The organism is Amycolatopsis acidicola, from assembly GCF_007713735.2.
GTDB classification, from domain to species: Bacteria; Actinomycetota; Actinomycetes; order Mycobacteriales; family Pseudonocardiaceae; genus Amycolatopsis_E; species Amycolatopsis_E acidicola.
Genome location: NZ_VMNW02000080.1, coordinates 1 through 23,272, shown reverse-complemented (window position 1 = coordinate 23,272; position 23,272 = coordinate 1). Strand labels below are relative to the sequence as shown.

Here is a 23,272-nt window from a genome sequence, read left to right as displayed (position 1 = left end):
GGGCAAGATGATCGGGCATGACGACGAAGAAGGAAGCCGCCGACGCGGCCGTCGCGGCGAAGGTGCGGCTCGGGCTCAGCTGGGCCGACATCGCCGAGGCCATCGACGCTCCGCTCGCCTGGACCACCGCCGCACTGCTCGGCCAGCACCCGATGAGCAAGGAGCGCGCGGGCAAAGCCGCCGAAGTCCTCGAGCTGCCCACGGACGTCGAGGCGGCGCTCCAGCTCCAGCCCACCCGCGGCGCGCTGGATTCGCCGGTGCCGACGGACCCGACGATCTACCGGTTCTACGAGGTGCTTCAGGTGTACGGGCCCACCATCAAGGAGCTGATCCACGAGCAGTTCGGCGACGGGATCATGAGCGCGATCAACTTCCGGATGGACGTCCGGCGCGTGCCGGACCCGGCGGGCGACCGCGTGGTGGTGACGCTCGACGGGAAGTTCCTGCCCTACCAGTGGTGAGCAGTCAGGCGCCTTCCCCGGCCGGGGAAGGCGCCTGCCGCGCTCAGCCCTTGATCTCGAAGACCGGGGTGATCGTCGCGCGGGCGAGCGTGTGCGAGAAGAGGTTGAAGCCGAGGAAGGCCGGCGTGGCGTCCCCGGGGATGTCCAGCTTCTCGACGTCGACCGCGTGCACCACGAAGTAGTAGTTGTGCAGCCCGTGCCCGGCGGGCGGGGCCGCGCCGATGTAGCCCTTGACTCCGCCGTCGTTCTTGAGGGTCACCGCGCCCGAAGGCAGCCCGGAACCGTCCGCGTCACCCGCGCCGGCGGGCAGCTCCGTCACCGAGGCCGGGATGTTGAAGACCGCCCAGTGCCAGAACCCGCTCCCCGTGGGCGCTTCCGGGTCGTAGCAGGTGACGGCGAAGCTCTTCGTCTCGGCGGGGAAGCCCTCCCAGGCCAGGTGCGGCGACCGGTCCTCGCCGCCGGGCACGCCGAAGGCACCGCTCAGGTGCGGGGCGGCCAGCGTCTCGCCGTGGGCGACGTCGTTGCTTCGCACGGTGAACGCGGGCACCGGAGGCAGGAAGTCGTATGGGTTGGGCAGCGGAGCCATCAATCCTCCTCAGAGCGCGAAATCGGTCGACTCGAAGACTAGGTAGGGGGAACCTCAGGGGCGAACCGGGGGCGTTCCCTGATGTCCCCCGTTCCCGGCGCGATTTAACTACTGGGCACCAACAAAATTGCCTGGGGAGGACGCAATGGGAAGGCCAGTGCTGGCGATCGGCGGGGTCGCCATGATCGGCGCCGGGGTGGCCATCGCCCTTGGCTGGTGGTGGCCCAGTTCCGCGCACGAGGACCGCCAGGTGACGGTGCAGGTCAGCAGCGTCCAGCTGGACATCGTCTCCGCCGAGGCGCACGTGCGCGCCGCGGACGTCTCGACCACCACTGTGCGCCAGGAGTTCCGCTACCACGGCGGCAAGCCTTCCGACGCCTTCCGCGTCGAGGGCGGGAAGCTCGTGCTCACCGGATGCGGCCACAACTGCAGCGTCGACTACGAGGTGGTCGTCCCGCGCGGCACCACGCTGAGCGGCACCAGCACTTCCGGCGACATCAACGCCGAAGGCCTCGCGAGCACCGACGTGAGCTCGACCTCCGGGGAGATCCACATCACGGACGCGGCGGGGCCGGTGCGGGCGCATGCGAGCTCGGGCGACATCACCGTCGCCGAGCGCACCGCCGCCGACGTCCAGGCAGAGACCTCCAGCGGGAACGTGCACGTCACCGTGCCGAGCGCCAGCTTCCGGGTGGTCTGTGACACCACCAGCGGCGACCAGCGGATCGACATCCCGACCGACCCCGCTGGCGCCCATCTGCTCGATCTGCGGGCCACGAGCGGCGACGTTTCGGTCAGTCCGGCCTGAGCCGGGAACAAGCAGCCGGATCCGGTCGTTGTGCCGGACAGAAAGGTTGAGCGCCCTGGGCTCAAGTCTGGTTTGACTCAGGCGACGGGTGCAAGATAGAACTTGAGCGGAGCCCACTCAACACGGGCGCGACACCGCAGCTCAAGCAGCGTATACCAGGAGGAAAGAACATGGCGCGAGCGGTCGGCATCGACCTCGGCACGACCAACTCGGTCGTCGCTGTCCTTGAGGGCGGCGAGCCGACGGTCATCGCCAACTCCGAAGGATCCCGCACCACCCCGTCCATCGTCGCCTTCGCCAAGAACGGCGAGGTGCTGACCGGCCAGCCGGCGAAGAACCAGGCCGTGACGAACGTCGACCGGACCATCCGGTCCGTGAAGCGGCACATCGGCACCGACTGGAAGACCGAGATCGACGGCAAGGGCTACACCGCGCAGGAGATCAGCGCCCGCGTGCTGATGAAGCTCAAGCGCGACGCGGAGTCCTACCTCGGTGAGGAGATCACCGACGCGGTGATCACCGTCCCGGCGTACTTCGAGGACGCGCAGCGGCAGGCCACCAAGGAGGCAGGCCAGATCGCGGGGCTGAACGTGCTCCGCATCGTCAACGAGCCCACCGCGGCGGCGCTGGCGTACGGCCTGGACAAGGGCGAGAAGGAACAGACCATCCTGGTCTTCGACCTCGGTGGCGGCACCTTCGACGTCTCGCTGCTGGAGATCGGCGAGGGCGTGGTCGAGGTCCGCGCCACCAGCGGTGACAACCACCTCGGTGGTGACGACTGGGACCAGCGCATCGTCGACTGGCTGGTGGAGAAGTTCAAGACCTCCAGCGGCATCGACCTGACCAAGGACCGGATGGCGCTGCAGCGCATCCGCGAGGCGGCGGAGAAGGCCAAGATCGAGCTCTCCAGCTCCTCCAGCGCCAGCATCAACCTGCCCTACATCACGGTCGACGCGGACAAGAACCCGCTCTTCCTCGACGAGACGCTGTCCCGCGCGGAGTTCCAGCGGATCACCTCCGACCTGCTCGACCGCACCAAGGCGCCGTTCAACAACGTCATCCGTGACGCGGGCATCTCGGTCAGCCAGATCGACCACGTGGTGCTCGTCGGCGGTTCCACCCGGATGCCCGCCGTGTCGGACCTGGTGAAGGAGCTGACCGGCGGCAAGGAGCCGAACAAGGGCGTCAACCCGGACGAGGTCGTCGCCGTCGGCGCCGCGCTGCAGGCCGGTGTGCTCAAGGGCGAGGTCAAGGACGTCCTGCTGCTCGACGTGACCCCGCTGTCGCTGGGCATCGAGACCAAGGGCGGGGTGTTCACCAAGCTCATCGAGCGCAACACCACGATCCCGACCAAGCGGTCCGAGATCTTCTCCACCGCGGACGACAACCAGCCCTCGGTGCAGATTCAGGTATTCCAGGGCGAGCGCGAGATCGCGGCGCAGAACAAGAAGCTCGGCATGTTCGAGCTGACCGGGCTGCCCCCGGCCCCGCGCGGCGTGCCGCAGATCGAGGTCGCCTTCGACATCGACGCCAACGGCATCGTGCACGTGACCGCGAAGGACCTCGGCACCAACAAGGAACAGTCGATGACCATCACCGGTGGCTCCGCGCTGCCGAAGGAGGACATCGAGCGCATGGTGAAGGACGCCGAGGAGCACGCGGAGGAGGACAAGAAGCGCCGCGAGGAGGCGGAGACCCGCAACCAGGCGGAGACGCTGGTCTACCAGACCGAGAAGTTCGTCAAGGACAACGACGACAAGCTGCCCGAGGACATCAAGGGCAAGGTCAAGACCGCGATCGACGAGGCCAACGAGGCGCTCAAGGGCACCGACACGGCCAAGATCTCCGAGGCGATCGAGAAGCTGAACACCGCTTCGCAGGAGCTGGGCACCGCGCTGTACGCGAACGCGCAGCAGGCCGGTGGCGCCGAGGGTGCCGCGGGCGCGAACCCCGGTGGCGAGCAGTCCGGTGACTCGGCCAAGGCCGACGACGTGGTGGACGCCGAGATCGTGGACGAGGACGAGAAGAAGTGACCGGCAAGCACTCGCGCGAGCTCGACGAACAGGAACGGGAGGTAGCCGAGCCTGTGGTGGTGAGGGATCGCCGCAAGATCGACCCGGAGACCGGCCAGGTACGCCGTCCGGAACCCGAGGCGGCACCGGAGTCCGAGGAGGCGGCCCCCGAGGCCGCCGCGGGCCCGGGCCTCGGCGAGTCCATTGTGGACGAGTCGGTCGGCGTCCAGTCCGATGTGGAGAAGCAGCTCGCCGAGCGCACCGCGGATCTCCAGCGGTTGCAGGCGGAGTACGCCAACTACCGCAAGCGCGTTGACCGCGATCGCGAGGCCGTGATCGCGGGTGCGAAGGCTTCGGTGGTCAACGACCTGCTGCCACTGCTGGACGACCTGGAGCGGGCCGAACAGCACGGTGACCTCACCGGCGCGTTCAAGGCGGTCGGCGAAAAGCTGGTCGCGGGCCTGCAGCGGGCCGGGCTCGAGCCGTTCGGCGAGGAGGGCGAGCCCTTCGACCCGAGCGTGCACGAGGCGGTGCAGCACAGCACCTCCCCGGACGTGGCGGGCCCGACGGTGACCACGGTGCTGCGCCGCGGTTACCGCTTCGGCGAGCGGACGCTGCGCGCCGCTCTGGTCGGCGTCACCGACCACGAGCCCGGCGGCGACGCGGCCGAGGCGCCGGTCGAGGGTGAACTGCCGGTGGAGCAACTGTCGGATGAGAACAACGGTTAAGCAGCCTGGAGGGAGGAGACGTCCGTGAGCGCACGGGAGTGGATCGGTAAGGACTTCTACCGCGAATTGGGCGTCTCCTCCGACGCTTCCCAGGACGAGATCAAGAAGGCCTACCGCAAGCTGGCCCGGGAGAACCACCCCGACGCCAACCCTGGCAACGCGGAGGCCGAGCAGAAGTTCAAGGCGGTGTCCGAGGCGTACGGCGTGCTCTCGGACGCGGCCAAGCGCAAGGAGTACGACGAGGCCCGGCAGCTGTTCGGTTCCGGCGGCGCGGGCGGCTTCGGCTTCCCCGGCGCCGGTGGTGGCGGTTCGTTCGACATGGGCGATCTGTTCGGCCAGACGGCGGGAGCCGGTCAGGCCGGCGGGTTCGGCGGTCTCGGCGACATCCTCGGTGGCCTGTTCGGCCGCCGTGGCGGTGCGCCCGGGGCGGCCGGCGCGCGCGGTCAGCGTGGCGCGGATGTCGAGACGGACGTCCGGATCGACTTCACCGAAGCGGTCAAGGGAGCCACCTTGCCGCTGCGGCTGTCGAGCCCGGCCACCTGCGGTACCTGTGGCGGGAACGGTGCCAAACCCGGCACTTCGCCGCGCACCTGCCCGACCTGCAACGGGTCCGGTCTGGTCAGCCGCAGCCAGGGCGCGTTCGCGTTCTCCGAGCCGTGCCGGGACTGCCGCGGTCGCGGCAAGATCATCGACAACCCGTGCCCGGAATGCGGTGGTGAGGGCATCAGCACCCGCACCAGGACACTGACCGTGCGGGTGCCGGCCGGGGTGGACGACAACCAGCGGATCCGGCTCGCGGGCCAGGGTGAACCCGGCCGGGGCGGCGCGGCCGCGGGTGATCTGTACGTGCGGGTGCACGTCACCCCGCACCGGGTGTTCGGCCGGTCCGGCAACGACCTGACGATCACCGTGCCGGTGAGCTTCGCGGAGGTCACCCTCGGCGGCACGATCACGGTGCCGACCCTGGACGGGAAGGTGTCGCTGAAGGTGCCGTCGGGCACCAACAGCGGCCGGGTGCTTCGCGTGCGCGGCAAGGGAATCCACAAACGCGACGGCACGCAGGGCGATCTGCTGGTCACCTTGCAGGTGGCCGTGCCGTCGAGGTTGGATGCCGCCGAGAAGGAGGCGCTGGAGTCCTTCGCGGAGGCGTCGAAGAAGCACGATCCACGTCCGGAGATCACTGAGATGCTCAAGGAGCGGTGATGGCGTTCGGCGGGTTGCCCCACGGGGCGGACGAAGACACCCCGGTTTTCGTGATCTCGGTGGCCGCACAGCTTTCCGGCCTGCACGCGCAGACGCTGCGTACGTACGACAGGCAGGGGCTGGTGTCGCCGGGTCGCACGTCGGGTGGCGGTCGCCGCTACTCGATGCGGGACATCGCGCTGCTGAAGGAAGTGCAGCGGCTGTCGCAGGAAGCGGGGGTCAACCTCGCCGGAATCAAGCGGATCATCGAACTGGAGAACCACGTCGATGCGCTGCAGGCCAGGGTGTCCGAGCTGACCGAGGAACTCGCCGCGGCCTACGCGGCCGCCGAACATGCGGCTGCCGCCGTGCACGCCTCCTACCGGCGGGACCTGGTCCCGTCCCGGCAGGAGACCGCGCTGGTGGTGTGGAAACCCAAGCGCACCAGGTAAATCCTGACGAACGGGGCGGTCCGGCACGAGCCGGGCCGCCCTTTTTCGTGCCCGTCAGCCAACACACGCACGGGAACGGCCAACACACCAACGCGGGCCGCCAACACACGCGCGGGTGCGGCCAACACGCCCGCGGGAGGGGCAAACACGCGGCCCGGTCAGCGCAGGTGTTCGGCGAAGAACGCGAACACCCGGCGCCACGCGTCCTCGCTGGATTCGCGGTGGAAGCCCATTCCGGTGATCTTGGTCAGCGGCGTGAAGGGGCCGAGGTTGAACTGGTTCGCGAAGCTGTGCCCGGCGTCGGGGTATTCCTTGACGTCGTGGGGGATTCCGCGTGTTTCCAGTTCCTTCTCGAGTTTCGCCGCGGTGCCCTTCAGGCTCGGGTCCTTCTTCCCGAAGCTGGCCACGACCGGGCAAGCGTCGTCCAAAATGGACAGATCCTTCGGCAGCGCACCGTAGTACGGCGCCGACGCGTCGAAACCCTGCGTGGCGGCGACGATCGCGAACCCGCCGCCCATGCAGAAACCGACCACACCGACCTTGCCGGTGCAGTCGGGCCGCGCGGCGAGCAGCTCCCGCGCCGCGGCGATGTCCTGGAACGCCTGCCCCTTGGCAGCGCCCAGTTCCTTGAAGACCGTCTTGACGCAGCGAAGCAACCCGCCGCGCGAGTACAGGTTCGGGCTGAGGGCCAGATACCCGCCCGTCGCGAACCGCTCGGTGATGTCGCGCGCGTCCTCGGTGAGGCCGATCGCGTCGTGCACGATCACGACCCCGGGCCACGGCGGTTCCCCCGAGACCGCGCGCGACGGTTCGGCGAGGTACCCGTCGATGGCTTCGTCCGCCACAGGAATCTTCATGGGGCTCAACCTAGGTGATCCGCGGCACCTCAGTCGATCGTGAACGGGTCGTAGCGGATCTGGTCCAGTGCCGTGCCCGCCACGAGCATCCGCGAGACCGTCGCGCGGATCATCGCCGGGGAACCGGACACCAGCACGTCGCGGCCGGGCCAGGCGCCGTGCTTCGTCACGACGTCGGGCAGGGTGCCCATCTCGCAGCCCGCGACGCCGGGGCCGCTCTCGATCACCGGTGTCACCGTCAGCCACGGGTTGCACGAAGCCAGCAGCCGCAAGCCTTCCAGCGCATACAGGTCCTCGCGGGTGCGCCCGCCGTAGAACAGCCGGACCTTCGGGTTCTCGCCCCACTGCGCCAGTTCGTCGAGCAGCGACTGCATCGGCGCGACCCCGGTGCCGCCGGCGACGAGCAGCACGTCGCGATCCGACTCACGGTCGACCGACAGCCGGCCCAGCGGCGGGCCGAAGCGCCAGATGTCGCCCTTCTGCGTGTGGCTCACGATGGCGCGGGACACCCAGCCGCCGTCGACCGCGCGGACGTGGAACTCCAGCGAACCGTCCGGGCGCGGGGCGTTGGCCGGCGAGAGGTAGCGCCACAGCCGCGGCCGCTGCGGCACCTCGACGCTCAGGTACTGGCCGGCGTGGAACGGGATCGGCTCGTCCGGCTCGATCCGCACCATCGCCAGGTCCCAGCTCAGCCGCCGGTGCTCGGCGACCATCGCGGACCAGTTGGGCGGGTTGGTGTCGGCGGCCGCGGCCTCCTGCATCTGCCTGGCGATGATCGTGAACGCCTCGGCCCACGCGCGCTCGACGTCCGGGGTCCAGTCCGGGCCGAGCTGGCTGCGCATCGCGGCGAGCAGCGCGGTGCCGATCGCCTCGTAGTGCTTGGGGATCACGCCGAACTTGCGGTGGTCCCGGCCGAGCTGGCGCAGGAACGGCACGAGGTCGTCCGGCTGGTCGACCATCTGCACCACGTGCACGAGCGCGCGCACCATCCGGTTGCGCTGGACCTCCATGTTGATCGGGAAGAAGTCGCGCGTCGCCGGGGCGAGGGTGAAGAGCATGCCGTAGAAGAACTGCGTCACTTCCGGTAAGTACGGCTCGGCCTTCGCCCAGGAATCCCGGATGAGCCGCACCATGGCGGTGACGGCTGGGGGCGCCTCCCGGTGGACGGACCGGGGGACGGGACTTACTGGTTCGGCGGTCATGGGTTCCGAGGTGCTCCGGGGTGCGCGTTCATGCTCGGACTCGATTATTCACGAACGCGCAATAGCAAAGCCCCGGCCAGCTGCCGCAGGCCAGAGGGGTCGTCACTGCGTGAAATGATCACGAATATTCCACCCCATTCAGTCAAGCATCAGCCAGAAAGCGCGAAAGCATTGGATCGCAGAGTAACCGTCAAACGGCCGTTTGCGGGGATAGTTGCTCCGTCCGGGTGGTTAGCGGCTCCCTAACCGAGTGGTCGGACTCACCCGACAAAACTGCTGCACCGGACAACTACTTTTCGTATAGTTGTATGTGTCAACCAAGTTACCCGTGGCGCGGAGACTGCTATGAGCCTGGATGAAGATGCCAGTATCGAGCTGATGCGCCAGCTGCGCACCGCGGGCCAGCTCCAGCATTCGTGGGTCGCTTCGACCTGGCAGAACGAAGAGGGCGGCCTGCACCCGGCCGCCGCGATGCTGCTGTCCGACCTCGCCCGCCACGGTGAATGCCGCCCGTCCGAGCTCGCCCGCCGCCGCATGGTCGACGTGTCCGTGGTCAGCAGGCAGATCGCTCAGCTCACCACGGCCGGGCTCGTCGACCGCAGGCCCGCGCCCGAAGACGGCCGCGCCGCGCTCGTCAGCGTCTCCGAACAGGGCATGATCGAGCTCAAGCGCTGGCGCGGGAAGTACCTGAAGTTCTTCCGGACCGCGCTGGCCGACTGGACCGACGCCGAGATAGCGGCGCTGACCAGCAGGTTGACCCAGATGAACGAGGCGCTGCGCGAGCAGCTGCAGCCGGAGGACCGGCCTTCCTAGAAAACCAGACTTGAGCGGAACACACTCAACTTTTCTGACGTTATGCATAGCGATGGCCTTTGGTGAAGGCTGTCGCCAGGACATACGTTCGACATGGAGTGTGGGATGGACGCTTTCAACCCGACGACGAAGACCCAGCAGGCGATCTCGTCGGCGGCGCAGGCGGCGACCGTGGCGGGCAATCCGAGCATCGCCGCGGCGCATTTGCTGGGGGCACTGCTGGCGCAGAGCGACGGCGTGGCCGGTCCGCTGCTGACCGCGGTCGGCGCCGATCCGGCGCAGGTGCACAAGGAGCTGGAGCCGATCACCAACGCCCTGCCCTCGGCCACCGGCGCCACCGTCTCCACTCCCCAGTTCGACACCCAGGCGCTCAAGTCGCTGACGCACGCGCAGAAGCTCGCCACCGAGATGGGCGACGAGTACGTGTCCACCGAGCACCTCATGGTCGGCCTCGCCGCCGAGGGCGGCCAGGTGGCCGATCTCCTCAAGCGCCACGGCGCGAGCGCGGACGCGCTGCGCGAGGCGTTCACCAACGTGCGCGGGTCGGCACGGATCACCAGCCCCGACCCCGAGGGCACCTTCAAGGCGCTGGAGAAGTACGGCGTCGACCTCACCGACCGGGCGCGCAAGGGCGAGCTCGACCCGGTGATCGGGCGCGACACCGAGATCCGGCGCGTGGTGCAGGTGCTTTCCAGGCGTACCAAGAACAATCCCGTGCTGATCGGTGAGCCCGGCGTCGGCAAGACGGCGATCGTGGAGGGCCTCGCCCAGCGCGTGGTCGCCGGTGACGTGCCGGAATCCTTGCGCGGCAAGCGGGTCGTGGCGCTCGACCTCGGTTCGATGGTGGCCGGCGCGAAGTACCGCGGTGAGTTCGAAGAGCGGCTCAAGGCCGTGCTGAAGGAGATCACCGACTCCGCGGGCCAGGTCATCACGTTCATCGACGAGCTGCACACCATCGTCGGCGCGGGAGCGGGGGGCGACGCTGAATCCTCTCTGGACGCGGGCAACATGATCAAGCCGATGCTCGCCCGCGGTGAGCTGCGGATGGTCGGCGCGACGACGCTGGACGAGTACCGCAAGCACATCGAGAAGGACGCCGCGCTGGAGCGCCGCTTCCAGCAGGTGCTGGTCGGCGAGCCCTCGGTCGAAGACACCGTCGGGATCCTGCGTGGGCTCAAGGAGCGCTACGAGGTGCACCACGGTGTCCGCATCACCGACGGGGCGCTGGTGTCCGCCGCGACGCTGTCGGACCGCTACATCACCGCGCGGTTCCTGCCGGACAAGGCGATCGACCTCGTCGACGAGGCCGCGTCCCGGCTGCGCATGGAGATCGACTCGCGCCCCGTCGAGATCGACGAGGTGGAGCGGGCCGTGCGCCGCCTGGAGATCGAGGAAATGGCGCTGGCGAAGGAAGACGACCCCGCGTCGAAGGTCCGGCTGGACGCGCTGCGCGCCGAGCTGGCCGAGAAACGCGAGGAACTCTCCGCGTTGACAGCCCGCTGGCAGAACGAAAAGGGCTCGATCGAGAAGGTCCGCGACTTGAAGGAGCAGCTGGAGCAGCTGCGCGGCGAGGCGGACCGCGCGGAGCGTGACGCGGATCTGGGCCGGGCCGCCGAGCTGCGCTACGGCAAGATCCCCGCGCTGGAGAAGGAGTTGGAGGCGGCGCAGGAAAGCACCGCCGACCGGGCCGACGTCATGCTCAAGGAAGAGGTCGGCGCGGACGACGTCGCCGACGTGGTGAGCGCGTGGACCGGGATCCCCGCCGGGCGGCTGCTCGAAGGCGAGACGGGCAAGCTGCTGCGGATGGAGGAGGAGCTCGGCAAGCGCGTCGTCGGGCAGAAGGAAGCCGTCGCCGCGGTTTCCGACGCGGTGCGCCGCGCGCGTGCCGGGGTCGCCGACCCCGACCGGCCGACGGGTTCGTTCCTGTTCCTCGGCCCGACCGGTGTCGGCAAGACCGAGCTGGCGAAAGGGCTGGCGGAGTTCCTGTTCGACGACGAGCGGGCGATCACCCGGATCGACATGAGCGAGTACTCGGAGAAGCACAGCGTGGCCCGGCTGGTCGGCGCCCCGCCCGGGTACGTCGGCTACGACCAGGGCGGTCAGCTGACCGAATCCGTGCGGCGCAGGCCGTACTCGGTGGTGCTGCTGGACGAGGTCGAGAAGGCCCACCCGGACGTGTTCGACGTGCTGCTGCAGGTCTTCGACGACGGCAGGCTCACCGACGGCCAGGGCCGCACGGTGGACTTCCGCAACACGATCCTGATCCTGACGTCGAACCTCGGCTCGCAGGCCATCGCCGACCCGAACCTCGACGAGCAGCAACGGCGGGACGCGGTGCTGGAGACCGTGCAGCGGCACTTCAAGCCGGAGTTCCTGAACCGGCTGGACGACATCGTGGTCTTCCACGCGCTCGACACCGAGCAGCTGACGTCGATCGTGGACATCCAGATCGGCAAGCTGGCGCAGCGGCTCGCGCAGCGGCGGCTGACGCTCGACGTCACCCCGGGCGCGAAGGAATGGCTGGCGCTGAACGGGTTCGACCCCATCTACGGCGCACGCCCGCTGCGGCGGCTGGTGCAGTCGGCGATCGGTGACCAGCTGGCGAAGAAACTGCTGGCCGGCGAGGTCATCGACGGGGACACCGTGAAGGTGGACAGCCCGAGCTTCGAGGCGTCGGACAGCCTGACGGTGACGAAGGAATAACGGCAGATCGGAAGGCCGCCGGGCACCCGGCGGCCTTCCCCGGTCCAAAGACCCAATCGGGTCACGCCGACACGGCCCACTGATCTTGGTTCTACGCACCGTGGCGATACCCTGGGCGCGTGGGTATTCCAGCGTGGGTCTGGTTCGTGATCGCCGCCGTCGCCCTGATCGCGGGGCTCGTGCTGCTGGCCGCCGACCGGACCAGAGAAGGCTCCCGCAACCGGGAGCGGATGCGCTGGGCCGACCTGCGCGGATGGCAGTTCGTCGAGGAGGACGAGCGGCTCGCCAAGCAGTGGTCGGGCGGCGCGATCGGGTACTTCGGCGCGGACGCGGCGGTGAACGTCGTGGCCGGGTCCACCTTCACCTCCGACGGCAGGCGCCCGGTGTTCGTCTTCGACATCGAGGCCGACGGGCAGATCCCGGCCGTGGTGGTCGCGGTGCGCTGCAACCGGGTGCACCCGGTGCTCGTGGAGCTGTGGCTCGCGAGCGTGCCGTTCCAGCGGGCCGACATGCCCGAACTGCTCGGCCCGGTCGGCCAGCGTTACGCCTTCGCCGACGACCCCGAGGCCGCGCGCCGAGTGATCACCCAGGAGCTGGTGGACGCGGCCGACGCGCTCGGCGGTGACGTCGGGGTGTGCTGGCTGGAGAACGAGTGGGTGCTCGCCAGTTCCGCACCGCAGGCCGGGCCGTCGCGGCTCGAGCGGCTGTTGCGCGACCTCGGCGAGATCGCCGACATCGTGGACCCGTTCGACGAGGAAGCCGGCGGCAGGCATTGGCAGGGCCAGCAGCCCACCACCGGTACCCAGCAGGGGCAGGCTTGAGGACCGAGGCACCGCACGCAGCCGGTGCGACGCAGGAGCGACTGCGTGGAGGACCGACCGGGTGCGGGTGTCCCGCATGAGCGCCGCACTCGTCACGGGCGCGACAGCGGGCCTCGGGGCCGCCTTCGCGCGTCGGCTCGCACGCGAGGGGTACGACCTCGTGCTCGTCGCGCGCGACGAAAGCCGGCTGAAGCAGACGGCCACCGAGCTGTCCGAGCGACACGGCGTCAAGACCAGCGTCCTGCCAGCGGATCTCGCCACCGAAGCAGGCCGCCGGGTCGTCGAGGAAGCGCTTACTCGCGAGCCCGTGGACATGCTCGTCAACAACGCGGGCCTCGGCCTGGCCGGTGAATTCTGGACGGCGCCGCCGGAAGAGCTGCAGCGCCAACTCGACGTCAACGTCACCGCCGTGCTGCGGCTGACGAGGGCCGCGGTGCCGGGCATGATCGAGCGCGGGCACGGCGACGTGATCAACGTGTCGAGCGTGGCCGGGTTCTTCGCCGGGCGCGGCTCGACGTACACCGCGAGCAAGAACTGGGTCACCACGTTCACCGAGGGCATCGGGGCCGCGCTGCCGCGCGGGGTGCGGATGATGGCGCTGTGCCCCGGCTTCACGCACACCGAGTTCCATGATCGGGCCGGGTTGGAGAAAGTGGGCCCGAAGTCGTTCTGGCTTGACGCCGACAGGGTGGTCGCCGACGGACTGGCCGACCTGCGGCGCGGCAAGATCATCTCCGTGCCGAGCCTGCAGTACAAGGTCGTCGTCGCGGTCGGCGGACTGCTGCCGCGCGGCGTGATCAGGCGCCTCAGCGGCCTGTTCGCGGGGCGGGACCGCACCTAAAGCCAGGTCCTCCCTCGTCGGAATGCACTGCTGGCGCGCCTCGGAGCCGCTCCGTTCCGAAGGACTTGACCCGGCCACCCCCTCGATCCGGCCAACGCCAACGCCGGTCGTCGCCACACTCCCTGCCCCCGGCCACCGCCCTCGACCCAGCCACGCCGGTCCTCGCCACACTCTCTGCCCCGGCCACCCCTCGCCCGACAAACGCCGGTCCTCGCCACGCTCCTGGCCTGGCCACCCCTTAACCCGGCCAACCCCGACCCTCGCCACACTCCCTCAACCGGCCACCTTGCGCCGGGCCCCACACTCCTCACCCCTCCCGACATCACCTCCCGCCACCTCCGCTAGCGTCGCTAGACATTCAAACACCGGCGGGTCTAGCATTGCAACACAACCTAGTGGCGCTAGATCCCGGGAGTGGGCATGCACAACGCACTGAGCGTCGGCACGGTCGTGATCGTCGGCGTGATGGTGGGCGTGGAGTTCGCGGTCGCGTTCTTCGTCAACCCAATCCTGGACCGGCTGCCGGACGACGGTGGCCTCGCGGCCCGCGGCGACGGCGCCCGCGTCCTCGGCAAGGTGATGCCGTTCTGGTACATCGGCTCGGTCGTGCTCTGCGCGGTGTGGGCGGTTCTCGCCTGGGGCGAGGCGGGCGCGGCATGGGTCGTCACGGCAACCGGGCTGCTCGTCGCGAGCGTGCTGATGTCGATCGCCCTGCTGGTGCCGATCAACTCACGCGTCGCGCGATGGACCCGCGACAGCGTCCCCGCGGATTGGCGGCAGCAGCTCAACCGCTGGGACCGATTCCACTTCGTGCGCGTCGGCGTGATCGTCGCGGCGTTCGCGCTGCTGGTCGTCGGCCTGGGCTGAGGCGTTTCGCCGATGCCGTGTGCAAGACTGCGAGCCGTGCAGAAACCGGTGTTGGACATAGCGGCGAAACTCGAACTGGCCAGGCTCGTCACCGAACTGTCGGTGGTACACGGCAAAGTGACCCTCTCGTCCGGCAAGGAAGCCGACTACTACATCGATCTCCGCCGGGCCACCCTGCACCACGCGGCCGCCCCGCTCATCGGCAAACTGCTGCGCCAGCTCACCGCGGACTGGAACTACGTCGCGGTCGGCGGGCTCACCCTCGGCGCGGACCCGGTGGCCACCGCGATGCTGCATTCCGCCGCGAGCGACGGCATGGTGCTCGACGCGTTCGTGGTGCGGAAAACCGCCAAGCAGCACGGCATGCAGCGCCGGATCGAAGGACTGGAAGTCGCCGGGCAGCGCGTGCTCGCGGTCGAGGACACCTCCACCACCGGAGGCAGCGTGCTCACCGCCGTCGAGGCGCTGCAGGAGGCCGGAGCCACCGTCGCCGGGGTCGCCACGGTGGTCGACAGGGACACCGGTGCCCGCGAGGCCATCGAGAAAGAAGGCCTCGAATATCGCTATCTGCTCAATCTGGATGATCTCGGGCTCGACTGACCTGCCGGGGTGATCAAAACCACCCCCTTGTGCGTCCCTACCAGCTCTTTGTCGGTGTTTCTCAGCAAACCCGGAGTAGCGTGGAATGTAAGGGGACTGTGAAAGGGGGCGGTCTGGGGTGTCGACCGCGAGAGTTCTTGCCGATGCGACCGTCGCGCTCCACATCGTGGCGTTGCTCTACATCGGCCTTGGCGGCTTTCTGGCGTGGCGCTGGCCGAAGAGCATCTTCGTGCACATCTTCTTCGCGGCCTGGGGCGTGGCGGTCAACGTCTTCCCCATCCCCTGCCCGCTGACGGCGCTGGAGGACTACTTCCGGAGTCTGCAGGGCCTCGGCCCGCTGCCCGGCGGGTTCAACGCCTACTACATCTACGGCACGATCTTCCCGCGCTCGCTGCTGCCGGTGGTCGCCGTGACCGCGCTGGCGATCGTCGTCTACTCCTACGTCGGCGCCTACCACCGCTGGCACAACCGCGGCACCGGCGCACCGACGCACCAGGCCCGGCAGGCCTGAGCGAAAATCCTCCGGTGAGCTTGGACGAGGCCGGACCCACCGAATGGACCGCACGCGAAGAGGTCGGCGTCGGCCCGTGGCAGGGGCCTTGGCCCGAAGGCGAGCAGTACGACCCGGAGCTGCTGACCGAGGGCGACCGCCGCAACGTGGTCGACGCCTACCGCTACTGGCGCCGTGAGGCGATAGTCGCCGACGTCGACGCGCGCCGGCACCCCTTCCACGTCGCGATCGAGAACTTCCAGCACGACCACAACATCGGCACCGTGGTGCGCACCGCGAACGCCTTCGCCGCGGCCGCCGTGCACATCGTCGGGCGCCGCCGGTGGAACCGCCGCGGCGCGATGGTCACCGACCGGTACCAGCACCTCGAGCACCACGCCGACGTCGCCTCGCTGGCGGAGTACGCGGCCGCACGGGGGCTGACGGTGGTGGCCGTGGACAACACCCCGGGCGCCCAGCCGGTGGAAACGGTTTCCCTGCCCCGCGAATGCGTGCTGTTGTTCGGCCAGGAAGGGCCTGGGCTTTCGCCGGAGGCACAGGCGACGGCCTCCCAAGTAGTGTCGATAGCGCAGTTCGGGACCACGCGCTCGATCAACGCCGGGGTGGCAGCCGGGATCGTCATGCACGCCTGGATCCGGGAGCACGCCGACCTTTCCCAAAGCTGGTGAGCACATGTACGGCGACTGGGCCGCCGCGGCGGAAACCGCCATCACCACCCGGCATCTGCGCCGCGTGTGGGGGCTGCCCGGCACGGTCCTCGGCCGCAGCGGCTGGCCGCCTTCGCCGGATCAACGCGTGCACTGGCACTGGAACTACTGGTGGCAGGCGCATCTGCTGGACTGCCTGATCGACGCGCAGCTGCGCGCGCCGTCGGCGGATCGCGGCGCGACGATCGACCGGTTCATCTCCTCGGTGCGGTTGCGCAACTTCGGGAAGTGGACCAACAACTACTACGACGACATGGCGTGGCTCGGCCTCGCGATGCAGCGCGCGGGCCGCGACGTCGAGATGCTGCTGGCGGAGCTTCGTTCGGCGTGGACGCCCGAGGGAGGCGGCGGAATCTGGTGGCGCCACAACGATCGCTTCAAGAACACCCCGTCCAACGGCCCCGCCGCGATCCTGCACGCGCGCGCCGGCGAGACCGAGCGGGCGCGGGAACTGTTCGCGTGGCTGGATTCCACGCTCGTCGATCCCGGGACGGGACTGGTCTGGGATGGCCTGCGGGTCGACTCAGGCGAACTGGTGAAGCACATTTACACGTACTGCCAAGGGGTTTTCCTCGGCGCCGCACTCGAACTGTCCGAAGTGGACGCCGCAGCGAGGACGGTACGCGCGGTCGCCCAACACTGCGCGCCCGACGGTGTGCTTCGTGGTCAGGGCGACGGCGACGGCGGGCTGTTCGCCGGAATCCTCGCGCGCTACCTGGCGTTGGCGGCCGAGCGATTGCCGACGCCGGAAGCCGACACCGCGCGGGGACTCGTGCTCACTTCGGCGCGGGCCTGCTGGGAGGGCGCACACGAAGCGCCCGGCGGCCCGCTGTTCAGCGCGGAATGGTCCGGCTGGGTGCCGTCCACGGATTTGTCCGTGCAGGTCGGCGCGTGGCTGCTGCTGGAGTCCGCCGCCACGCTCACGCGCAGCCGCACGACTGGCGGTGCATGAGTTTCGGCGGCAGGCGCAGCGTTTCCGGCTGGCGGTTCGGGTCCGTGATCCTGGCCAGCAGCAACCGGACGGCGCGGCGCCCGATCTCCTCGATGGGTTGCGCCATCGTGGTCAGCGGCGGCTCGACGAGATCGGCCCACTCCGCGTCGTCGTAGCCGACCACGGCCAGATCCGTGCCGACGCGCAGACCCGCTCGCCGTGCCTCGTGCAGTACACCGACCATCATGCTGTCGTTCGCCACCACCAGCGCGGTCGGCCGCTCGGGCAGCTCCAGCAGTTTCCGCAACGCCTGCGCGCCACCGTCCTTCGAGGAATACCCGCACGCCACCAGTTCCGGGTTCCAGGACAGGCCACCGCGACCGAGCCCGAGCCGGTAGCCGAGCGTTCGTTCCTCGCTCGTGCTCATCCCCTCGGTGCCGCTCACCAGGCCGATCCGGCGATGCCCCAATGACGCCAGATGCTCGGTCAAGGCCGAAGTGGACTGGATGTTCTCCGAGCCGACCTGGTCGACATCCGTGCGCGTGGTGAGCCTGTCGAGCAACACGACGGGCGCGCCGAGGGACACGAACTCACTGATCACGGCGCCGTCGCCGGGCGACGGGGTGAGCAGGACGCCGTCGACGCGACGGGAACGCAAGGCGCGCACGGTGTCCTGCTCCGTCTGCACCGTGTCGTGCGTGTCGGCGAGCAGTACCGTGTACCCCGCCGAAGCCGCTTCGCGCTCGATGGCCTGCATCAACGCGGCGAAGTACGGGTTCGCGAGCAACGAGATGGCGACCCCGATCGACCGGGTGCCGCCGGTGACGAGCGAACGCGCGATAGCGTCACCCGTGTAGCCGGTCTGCTCGATCGCGTCGAGCACCGCGGCCTTCGTTTCCGGGGCCACGGCACGCGTCCCGTTCACGACGTGCGAGACCGTGGTGATGGAAACCCCGGCCAGCTCAGCGATGTCTCGCTGGGTGGGCCGGGTCGATCTTGGCTGCGGCATCTGCGCTCCCGTCGGGACTCAACCGGCAAGCGTTTGCGCAAACGCTTGCCGATTCATGTTAGGTCCTTCTACGGTCCGGAAATCACCAAGGGTCCAGCCTCGACGAGGAGGAAGCACGTGGGACAGCGAAGTCTCCTGTGCCTGGCCGTCGTCGCCGCGGTGGCGCTGACCGGATGCACGGTCGAGCGGCACTGGGGCGGCAGCACCAGTGCCGGGGGCGGTGGCAGGGCGAAGATCGGCCTGGTCACCAAGACCAACACCAACCCCTACTTCGTGGAGCTGCGCAACGCGGCCGATGCCGCGGCGAAGGCGCAGGGAGCCGATTTCGTCGCGCTGGCAGGACAGTTCGACGGCGACAACGACGGCCAGGTCCGCGCGATCGAGAACCTCATGCAGCAGGGCGCGACCACGATCATGATCACGCCCAACTCCTCCACCGGGGTGCTGGACGCGATCGCCAGGGCACGGCAGGCGGGCATCATGGTCCTCGCGCTGGACACGGCCACCGACCCGGCGAGCGCCGTCGACGCCACCTTCGCCACCGACAACGTCGCCGCCGGACGCGAGCAGGGCCAGTACGTCAAGGCCGCGCTCGCCGGCAGCACCCCCAAGCTGATCATGGTCGACGGCACCGCGGGGAGCACTGTGGACACCTACCGGCACAACGGTTTCCTCGAGGGCATCGGGCTCAAGGACGGCGATCCCGCGATCGTCGGCAGGGAACCGGCCAACGGCGACCAGAGCACGGCGCAGCAGAAGATGGAGAACCTGTTGCAGCGCAGCAGTGACATCAACGCCGTGTACACGATGAACGAACCGACCGCGCGCGGCGCTTTCGCGGCGTTGCAGGCGCGGAACCTGCAGGTCGTGATGGGCTCGATCGACGGCGGCTGCCAGGGAGTGCAGAACGTGCGCGACGGCGAGTACGCCGCCACCGTCATGCAGTTCCCGCGCAAGATGGCGCAGCAGGGCGTGGACGCGGCCGTCGCGTATGCGAAGACCGGCAAGAAGCCCAGCGGGTTCGTCGACACCGGATCCGTGATCGTCACCGACAAGCCGATGCCGGGCGTGCCCAGCCAGGACACCGGCTGGGGCCTGCAGAACTGCTGGGGGACGAAATGACCGCGATCTCCGCCAGGCAGCGCGAAAGCGTCGGCGAGTTCTTCCTGCGCGCGCCCGCGGCGGGCCCGGCACTCGCCCTCGTCGTCGCGATCGTCATCTTTTCCTTGTCCGCCAGCAGGTTCCTGGAACTGGACAACCTGTCGCTGATGGTCGACCAGGCGCTCGTGGTCGGCACGCTGGCGCTCGGCCAGACGCTGATCATCCTGACCGCCGGGATCGACCTGTCCAACGCGTCGGCGATGGTGCTGGCCACGCTGATCATGGCGAAGCTGTTCGCCGGCGGACTGCCCGGGATTTTCGCGCTCCTGCTCGGAATCGGCGTCGCGGCAGGCATCGGGCTGGTGATCGGCGGGCTCGTCACGAAGATCAAGCTGCCGCCGTTCATCGTGACGCTGGGCTTCTTCACCATGCTGACCGCGGCCGACAAACTCGTCGCGAGCGGGCAGGCGGTGCCGGTGTCCGGGCACGGCGTGCTGACCTGGCTCGGCACCCAGCGCTACCTGTTCGGCGGCATCCCGGTCACCTACGGGATGACCGTGGCGCTGGTGATGTACCTGGTCACCTGGTACGCGCTGACCCGCACGGCCTGGGGCAAGCACGTGTACGCGGTGGGCGATTCCGCCGAAGCCGCAAGGCTTTCCGGGATCAAGGTGAACCGCACGGTGGTGTCGGTGTACGTCGTGGCCGGGGTGATCTTCGGGATCGCGGCGTGGCAGGCGCTGGGCCGGATCCCCAACGCCGACCCGAACGCGTTCCAGCTCGGCAACCTGCAGTCGATCACCGCAGTGGTGCTCGGCGGCACCAGCCTGTTCGGCGGGCGCGGTTCGGTGCTGGGCACGATGGTGGGCGCGCTGATCGTGACCGTGCTGCAGTCCGGGCTGTCCCAGCTCGGCGTCGATTCGCTGTACCAGGATCTGGCAACGGGTGCGCTGGTGATCGCCGCGGTGGCGGTCGACCGGCTCGCGAGGAGGCAACGATGACGACGATCCTGTCCGCCCGCGGCCTGGTGAAGCGCTACGGGCACGTGACCGCGATCGACGGCGCGGATTTCGACCTCGAGCCCGGCGAAGTGCTCGCCGTGGTCGGCGACAACGGCGCCGGGAAGTCCAGCATGATCAAGGCTTTGTCGGGCGCGCTGGTGCCGGACGCCGGGGAGATCAGGGTGGACGGCGAGCTCGTGCACTTCCGCACGCCGCTGGACGCGCGCCGCGTCGGCATCGAGACCGTGTACCAGGATCTGGCGCTCTCGCCGGCGCAGGACATCGCGTCGAACATGTTCCTGGGGCGGGAAATCCGGCGCACCGGGCCGCTGCGGCTGATCCGCAAGCTCGACACGGCGAAGATGCGCGGCGAGGCCCAGCGGGTGCTCGACGAGCTGGACATCAAGATCAAGTCGATCACGCAGCCGGTGGAGACGCTCTCCGGCGGGCAGCGCCAGGGTGTCGCGGTCGCGCGGGCGGCGGCGTTCGGCACCAAGGCGGTGATCATGGACGAACCGACCGCGGCGCTCGGCGTCGCGGAGTCCGCGCGGGTGCTCGCGCTGATCGACCGGATCCGCGATCGCGGTCTGCCGGTGGTGCTGATCAGCCATAACATGCCGCACGTGTACGAGATCGCGGATCGCATCCACGTGCACCGCCTCGGCAGGCGGGTCGCGGTGGTGTCGCCGAAGACCACGACGATGAACCAGGTCGTCGGGCTGATCACGGGGGCGCTCGAGGTCGACGAGCACGGGGAAGTCCGCGAAGTCGAATCGGCGATCCACACGGGGCTGGGCGCGTGACCGTCCTTCTCGCCGGGTTGTGCACGATCGACGTGGTGCAGCGGGTCGAAGAGCTGCCCGCGCCCGGCGAGAAGGTGCAGTCCCTTTCGGTCGACGTGGCCGCGGGCGGTCCGGCGACCAACGCGGCCGTGACGGTGGCCGCGCTCGGCGGCGACGCCAGGCTGGTCACCGTCCTCGGCTCGCATCCGCTGGCGGCACTGGCGCGGGCGGATCTCGCGGCGTGCGGGGTGGATCTGGTCGACCTCGCGCCGGACCACCCCGAGCCGCCGTCGCTGAGCGCCGTCGCGGTGCGGGATCGCGACGGGGAACGAACCGTCGTGTCGCGCAACGCCGGACACCTGAACATCGAGGTGTCCTCATTGGAGCAGGCGGACATCAGCGCGGTGCTCGTCGACGGGCACCACCCGGCGCTGGCGCTGGCCGCCGCCCGGTGGGCCCGCGAACACGACGTGCCGGTGGTGCTGGACGCGGGCAGCTGGAAGCCGGTGCTGGACGAACTGCTGCCGCTGGTGGACATCGCCGCCTGCTCGGCGCATTTCCGCGCGCCAGGGCCGAATCTGCTGGAGCGCGGCGTCGGCACGGTCATCGTCACGGCGGGCCCGGATCCGGTGCGCTGGTGGACGGCCGAGGGGGCCGGAACGGTGCCGGTGGCGCCGGTCGAGGCGCGGGACACCCTCGGCGCGGGCGATGTGTGGCACGGCGCGCTCGCTTACGGTGTCGGAAGGTTCGAGCTGCCGGAGCTGATCCGGTTCGCCAACGAAGTGGCCGCACGACGGGTGCGGCAGGTCGGGCCCAGGTCTTGGGTGCGGGAGATGGGAGTGCGATGACGACGTTCGACGAGCTGCTGGCCAGGGCCGAGGAGATGGTGGCCCGCGGCGGCCGCACGGTGCTCGGCATCGTCGGAGCGCCGGCGTCGGGCAAGACCACGCTGGCCTGGGGACTGGCGAACGCGCTGGGCAACCGGGCGACCGTGGTCGGGATGGACGGGTTCCACCTCGCGCAGATCGAGCTGCGGCGCCTCGGCAGGGCGGAACGCAAGGGCGCCCCGGACACCTTCGACGCGCACGGGTACGTGCACCTGTTGAGGCGGCTGAAGGAAGGTACGGAAACGGTGTACGCGCCGGAGTTCCGGCGGGAGATCGAGGAGCCGATCGCCGGTGCGGTGCCGGTGCCGCCGGACGTGCCGCTGGTGATCACCGAGGGCAACTACCTGCTGCTCGAGAGCGAGCCCTGGAACGATATCCGCGGCCTGCTCGACGAGGCCTGGTTCCTCGCGCCGGACGAGCACGACCGGATCGAGCGGCTGGTCACCCGGCACCGGCGCTTCGGGCGGACGCTGGTGGAGGCGCGGCAGCGGGCGCTGGGCACCGACCAGCGCAACGCCGACCTGATCCAGCCGACCGCCGGGCGCGCGGATTTGGTGCTGGAGAACATGCCACTGGTGAACTTCGCGTTGTGACCCTGATCGTGACCGGCGGGAGCCGGGGTATCGGCACCGCGATCTGCCTGCGGGCCACCGACGACGTGGTGATCAACTACGCGCACGACGCCGGCGCTGCCGAGAAGGTGGCTTCGGAGGTGCGCGCTTCGGGCAGGCAGGCGCTGGCCGTTCGCGGGGATGTGGCGGACGAGCGGGATGTGGTCGCCTTGTTCGACGCGGCGGCCGAACTGGGCCCGGTGACGGGGGTCGTGAACAACGCCGCGATCACCGGGAACACGCCGGGCAGGCTCGACGAGCAGGACGTCGAGACAGTGCGCCGGGTGCTGGACGTCAATGTGGCCGGGGTGTTCCTGTGCTGCCGCGAGGCGGTCCGGCGGTTGTCCACACGCTACGGCGGGGGCGGCGGCGCGATCGTGAACGTGTCCTCGACGGCGGCCCGCACCGGCTCGGCCGGGGAGTGGGTGCACTATGCGGCGTCGAAGGCGGCGGTGGAGACGCTGACCTTCGGCCTGGCGCAGGAAGTCGCGCGCGAGGGTGTCAGGGTCAACGCCGTCGCGCCGGGGCTGGTGGAAACGGGTCTGCACGAAGCGGCCGGGATGCCGGACAGGGTGGCGCGCCTCGCCCCGGCGATTCCGCTCGGCAGGGCGGGTTTTCCGGTGGAGATCGCGGAAGCGGTGCTGTGGCTGCTCTCGCCGGCGGCCTCGTACGCGACGGGCTCGGTCCTCACCGTGGGCGGTGGGCGTTAAGCCACTCGGCGGTTGTCACCGGTCTGGCGGCGGTCGGGCTGACCGCGGTCGGCTTGGCGGCGTGGCCGCGGCGGCGGGCTGGGCGGCGG

The 23,272-nt window shown here is 69.6% G+C and carries 25 protein-coding genes; 21 read left to right on the top strand and 4 right to left on the bottom strand.

Annotation, left to right across the window (positions count from 1 at the left end):
* The first annotated feature begins 17 nt into the window (after window positions 1-17).
* Window positions 18-461, top strand: coding sequence for a cyanase (gene cynS / locus FPZ12_RS35470; protein WP_144753791.1), 444 nt, complete (start codon window positions 18-20; stop codon window positions 459-461).
* A gap of 43 nt (window positions 462-504) precedes the next feature.
* Here cynS and FPZ12_RS35465 read toward each other — a convergent pair whose 3' ends face one another.
* Complete coding sequence (locus FPZ12_RS35465) at window positions 505-1,047, bottom strand: YbhB/YbcL family Raf kinase inhibitor-like protein (protein WP_144753788.1); 543 nt, start codon at window positions 1,045-1,047, stop codon at window positions 505-507.
* 145 nt (window positions 1,048-1,192) lie between these two features.
* Here FPZ12_RS35465 and FPZ12_RS35460 point away from each other — a divergent pair, with 145 nt between their 5' ends.
* The 5 genes from FPZ12_RS35460 to FPZ12_RS35440 all read left to right on the top strand — a co-directional run bounded on the left by FPZ12_RS35460 (window position 1,193) and on the right by FPZ12_RS35440 (window position 6,229).
* Window positions 1,193-1,855, top strand: a complete 663-nt coding sequence (locus tag FPZ12_RS35460) for a DUF4097 family beta strand repeat-containing protein (protein ID WP_144753785.1) — start codon at window positions 1,193-1,195, stop codon at window positions 1,853-1,855.
* A 170-nt stretch (window positions 1,856-2,025) separates the two neighbouring features.
* On the top strand, window positions 2,026-3,888 hold the full coding sequence (gene dnaK, locus FPZ12_RS35455; RefSeq protein WP_144753782.1) for a molecular chaperone DnaK: 1,863 nt from the start codon (window positions 2,026-2,028) through the stop codon (window positions 3,886-3,888).
* The gene (gene grpE, locus FPZ12_RS35450) at window positions 3,885-4,595 is read left to right on the top strand and encodes a nucleotide exchange factor GrpE (protein ID WP_144753779.1); all 711 of its coding nucleotides are present in this window, start codon (window positions 3,885-3,887) and stop codon (window positions 4,593-4,595) included. The genes dnaK and grpE overlap by 4 nt, the downstream gene beginning before the upstream one ends.
* 24 nt (window positions 4,596-4,619) lie before the next feature.
* Entirely contained in the window at window positions 4,620-5,798 is a 1,179-nt protein-coding gene (gene dnaJ, locus FPZ12_RS35445) for a molecular chaperone DnaJ (RefSeq protein WP_144753776.1), read from the top strand.
* On the top strand, window positions 5,798-6,229 hold the full coding sequence (locus FPZ12_RS35440; RefSeq protein WP_144753773.1) for a heat shock protein transcriptional repressor HspR: 432 nt from the start codon (window positions 5,798-5,800) through the stop codon (window positions 6,227-6,229). Before dnaJ ends, FPZ12_RS35440 begins: the two co-directional genes overlap by 1 nt.
* 158 nt (window positions 6,230-6,387) lie before the next feature.
* Here the strand turns inward: FPZ12_RS35440 and FPZ12_RS35435 are convergent, their stop codons facing one another.
* Both FPZ12_RS35435 and FPZ12_RS35430 read right to left on the bottom strand, forming a co-directional pair.
* Entirely contained in the window at window positions 6,388-7,086 is a 699-nt protein-coding gene (locus FPZ12_RS35435; RefSeq protein ID WP_144753770.1) for a dienelactone hydrolase family protein, read from the bottom strand.
* Window positions 7,087-7,115: 29 nt separating this feature from the next.
* On the bottom strand, window positions 7,116-8,288 hold the full coding sequence (locus tag FPZ12_RS35430) for a globin domain-containing protein (RefSeq protein WP_208026130.1): 1,173 nt from the start codon (window positions 8,286-8,288) through the stop codon (window positions 7,116-7,118).
* A 345-nt stretch (window positions 8,289-8,633) separates the two neighbouring features.
* Here FPZ12_RS35430 and FPZ12_RS35425 point away from each other — a divergent pair, with 345 nt between their 5' ends.
* The 9 genes from FPZ12_RS35425 (at window position 8,634) to FPZ12_RS35380 (ending at window position 17,103) form a co-directional block, all read left to right on the top strand.
* A complete protein-coding gene (locus FPZ12_RS35425; protein WP_144753764.1) occupies window positions 8,634-9,101 on the top strand; it encodes a MarR family winged helix-turn-helix transcriptional regulator in 468 nt (155 codons plus the stop codon).
* A gap of 105 nt (window positions 9,102-9,206) precedes the next feature.
* Entirely contained in the window at window positions 9,207-11,804 is a 2,598-nt protein-coding gene (clpB, locus tag FPZ12_RS35420) for an ATP-dependent chaperone ClpB (protein WP_144753761.1), read from the top strand.
* A gap of 119 nt (window positions 11,805-11,923) precedes the next feature.
* Entirely contained in the window at window positions 11,924-12,625 is a 702-nt protein-coding gene (locus tag FPZ12_RS35415; RefSeq protein WP_144753758.1) for a type III secretion system chaperone family protein, read from the top strand.
* Between the two features lie 76 nt (window positions 12,626-12,701).
* Window positions 12,702-13,466: an SDR family NAD(P)-dependent oxidoreductase gene (locus FPZ12_RS35410; protein ID WP_144753754.1), complete on the top strand. Its 765-nt coding sequence runs from the start codon at window positions 12,702-12,704 to the stop codon at window positions 13,464-13,466.
* A 420-nt stretch (window positions 13,467-13,886) separates the two neighbouring features.
* On the top strand, window positions 13,887-14,333 hold the full coding sequence (locus tag FPZ12_RS35400; RefSeq protein WP_144761193.1) for an anthrone oxygenase family protein: 447 nt from the start codon (window positions 13,887-13,889) through the stop codon (window positions 14,331-14,333).
* 12 nt (window positions 14,334-14,345) lie between these two features.
* Window positions 14,346-14,933 carry an orotate phosphoribosyltransferase gene (pyrE, locus tag FPZ12_RS35395; protein ID WP_424923674.1) on the top strand — a complete coding sequence of 196 codons (588 nt, stop codon included), beginning with the start codon at window positions 14,346-14,348 and terminating at the stop codon, window positions 14,931-14,933.
* Between the two features lie 118 nt (window positions 14,934-15,051).
* Window positions 15,052-15,444: a DUF2784 domain-containing protein gene (locus FPZ12_RS35390; protein ID WP_144761186.1), complete on the top strand. Its 393-nt coding sequence runs from the start codon at window positions 15,052-15,054 to the stop codon at window positions 15,442-15,444.
* Between the two features lie 14 nt (window positions 15,445-15,458).
* Entirely contained in the window at window positions 15,459-16,112 is a 654-nt protein-coding gene (locus tag FPZ12_RS35385; RefSeq protein ID WP_144761183.1) for a TrmH family RNA methyltransferase, read from the top strand.
* A gap of 4 nt (window positions 16,113-16,116) precedes the next feature.
* Window positions 16,117-17,103, top strand: coding sequence for a glycoside hydrolase family 76 protein (locus FPZ12_RS35380; RefSeq protein WP_144761178.1), 987 nt, complete (start codon window positions 16,117-16,119; stop codon window positions 17,101-17,103).
* On the opposite strand, the gene FPZ12_RS35375 is transcribed toward FPZ12_RS35380, so the two are convergent.
* Window positions 17,072-18,091, bottom strand: coding sequence for a LacI family DNA-binding transcriptional regulator (locus FPZ12_RS35375; RefSeq protein WP_144761175.1), 1,020 nt, complete (start codon window positions 18,089-18,091; stop codon window positions 17,072-17,074). The genes FPZ12_RS35380 and FPZ12_RS35375 overlap by 32 nt on opposite strands.
* Before the next feature lie 117 nt (window positions 18,092-18,208).
* On the opposite strand from FPZ12_RS35375, the gene FPZ12_RS35370 reads away from it, so the two are divergent.
* From FPZ12_RS35370 to FPZ12_RS35345, 6 genes are read left to right on the top strand one after another with little or no spacing between them, the layout of a single operon-like run.
* Complete coding sequence (locus FPZ12_RS35370) at window positions 18,209-19,213, top strand: substrate-binding domain-containing protein (protein ID WP_144761172.1); 1,005 nt, start codon at window positions 18,209-18,211, stop codon at window positions 19,211-19,213.
* Window positions 19,210-20,193, top strand: a complete 984-nt coding sequence (locus FPZ12_RS35365; protein ID WP_144761169.1) for an ABC transporter permease — start codon at window positions 19,210-19,212, stop codon at window positions 20,191-20,193. Before FPZ12_RS35370 ends, FPZ12_RS35365 begins: the two co-directional genes overlap by 4 nt.
* The gene (locus FPZ12_RS35360; RefSeq protein ID WP_144761166.1) at window positions 20,190-20,996 is read left to right on the top strand and encodes an ATP-binding cassette domain-containing protein; all 807 of its coding nucleotides are present in this window, start codon (window positions 20,190-20,192) and stop codon (window positions 20,994-20,996) included. Before FPZ12_RS35365 ends, FPZ12_RS35360 begins: the two co-directional genes overlap by 4 nt.
* On the top strand, window positions 20,993-21,823 hold the full coding sequence (locus FPZ12_RS35355) for a PfkB family carbohydrate kinase (RefSeq protein WP_144761162.1): 831 nt from the start codon (window positions 20,993-20,995) through the stop codon (window positions 21,821-21,823). The genes FPZ12_RS35360 and FPZ12_RS35355 overlap by 4 nt, the downstream gene beginning before the upstream one ends.
* Entirely contained in the window at window positions 21,820-22,455 is a 636-nt protein-coding gene (locus FPZ12_RS35350) for a nucleoside/nucleotide kinase family protein (protein ID WP_144761159.1), read from the top strand. Before FPZ12_RS35355 ends, FPZ12_RS35350 begins: the two co-directional genes overlap by 4 nt.
* Window positions 22,452-23,183, top strand: a complete 732-nt coding sequence (locus FPZ12_RS35345) for an SDR family oxidoreductase (RefSeq protein WP_144761155.1) — start codon at window positions 22,452-22,454, stop codon at window positions 23,181-23,183. Before FPZ12_RS35350 ends, FPZ12_RS35345 begins: the two co-directional genes overlap by 4 nt.
* The last annotated feature ends 89 nt before the right edge of the window (window positions 23,184-23,272 follow it).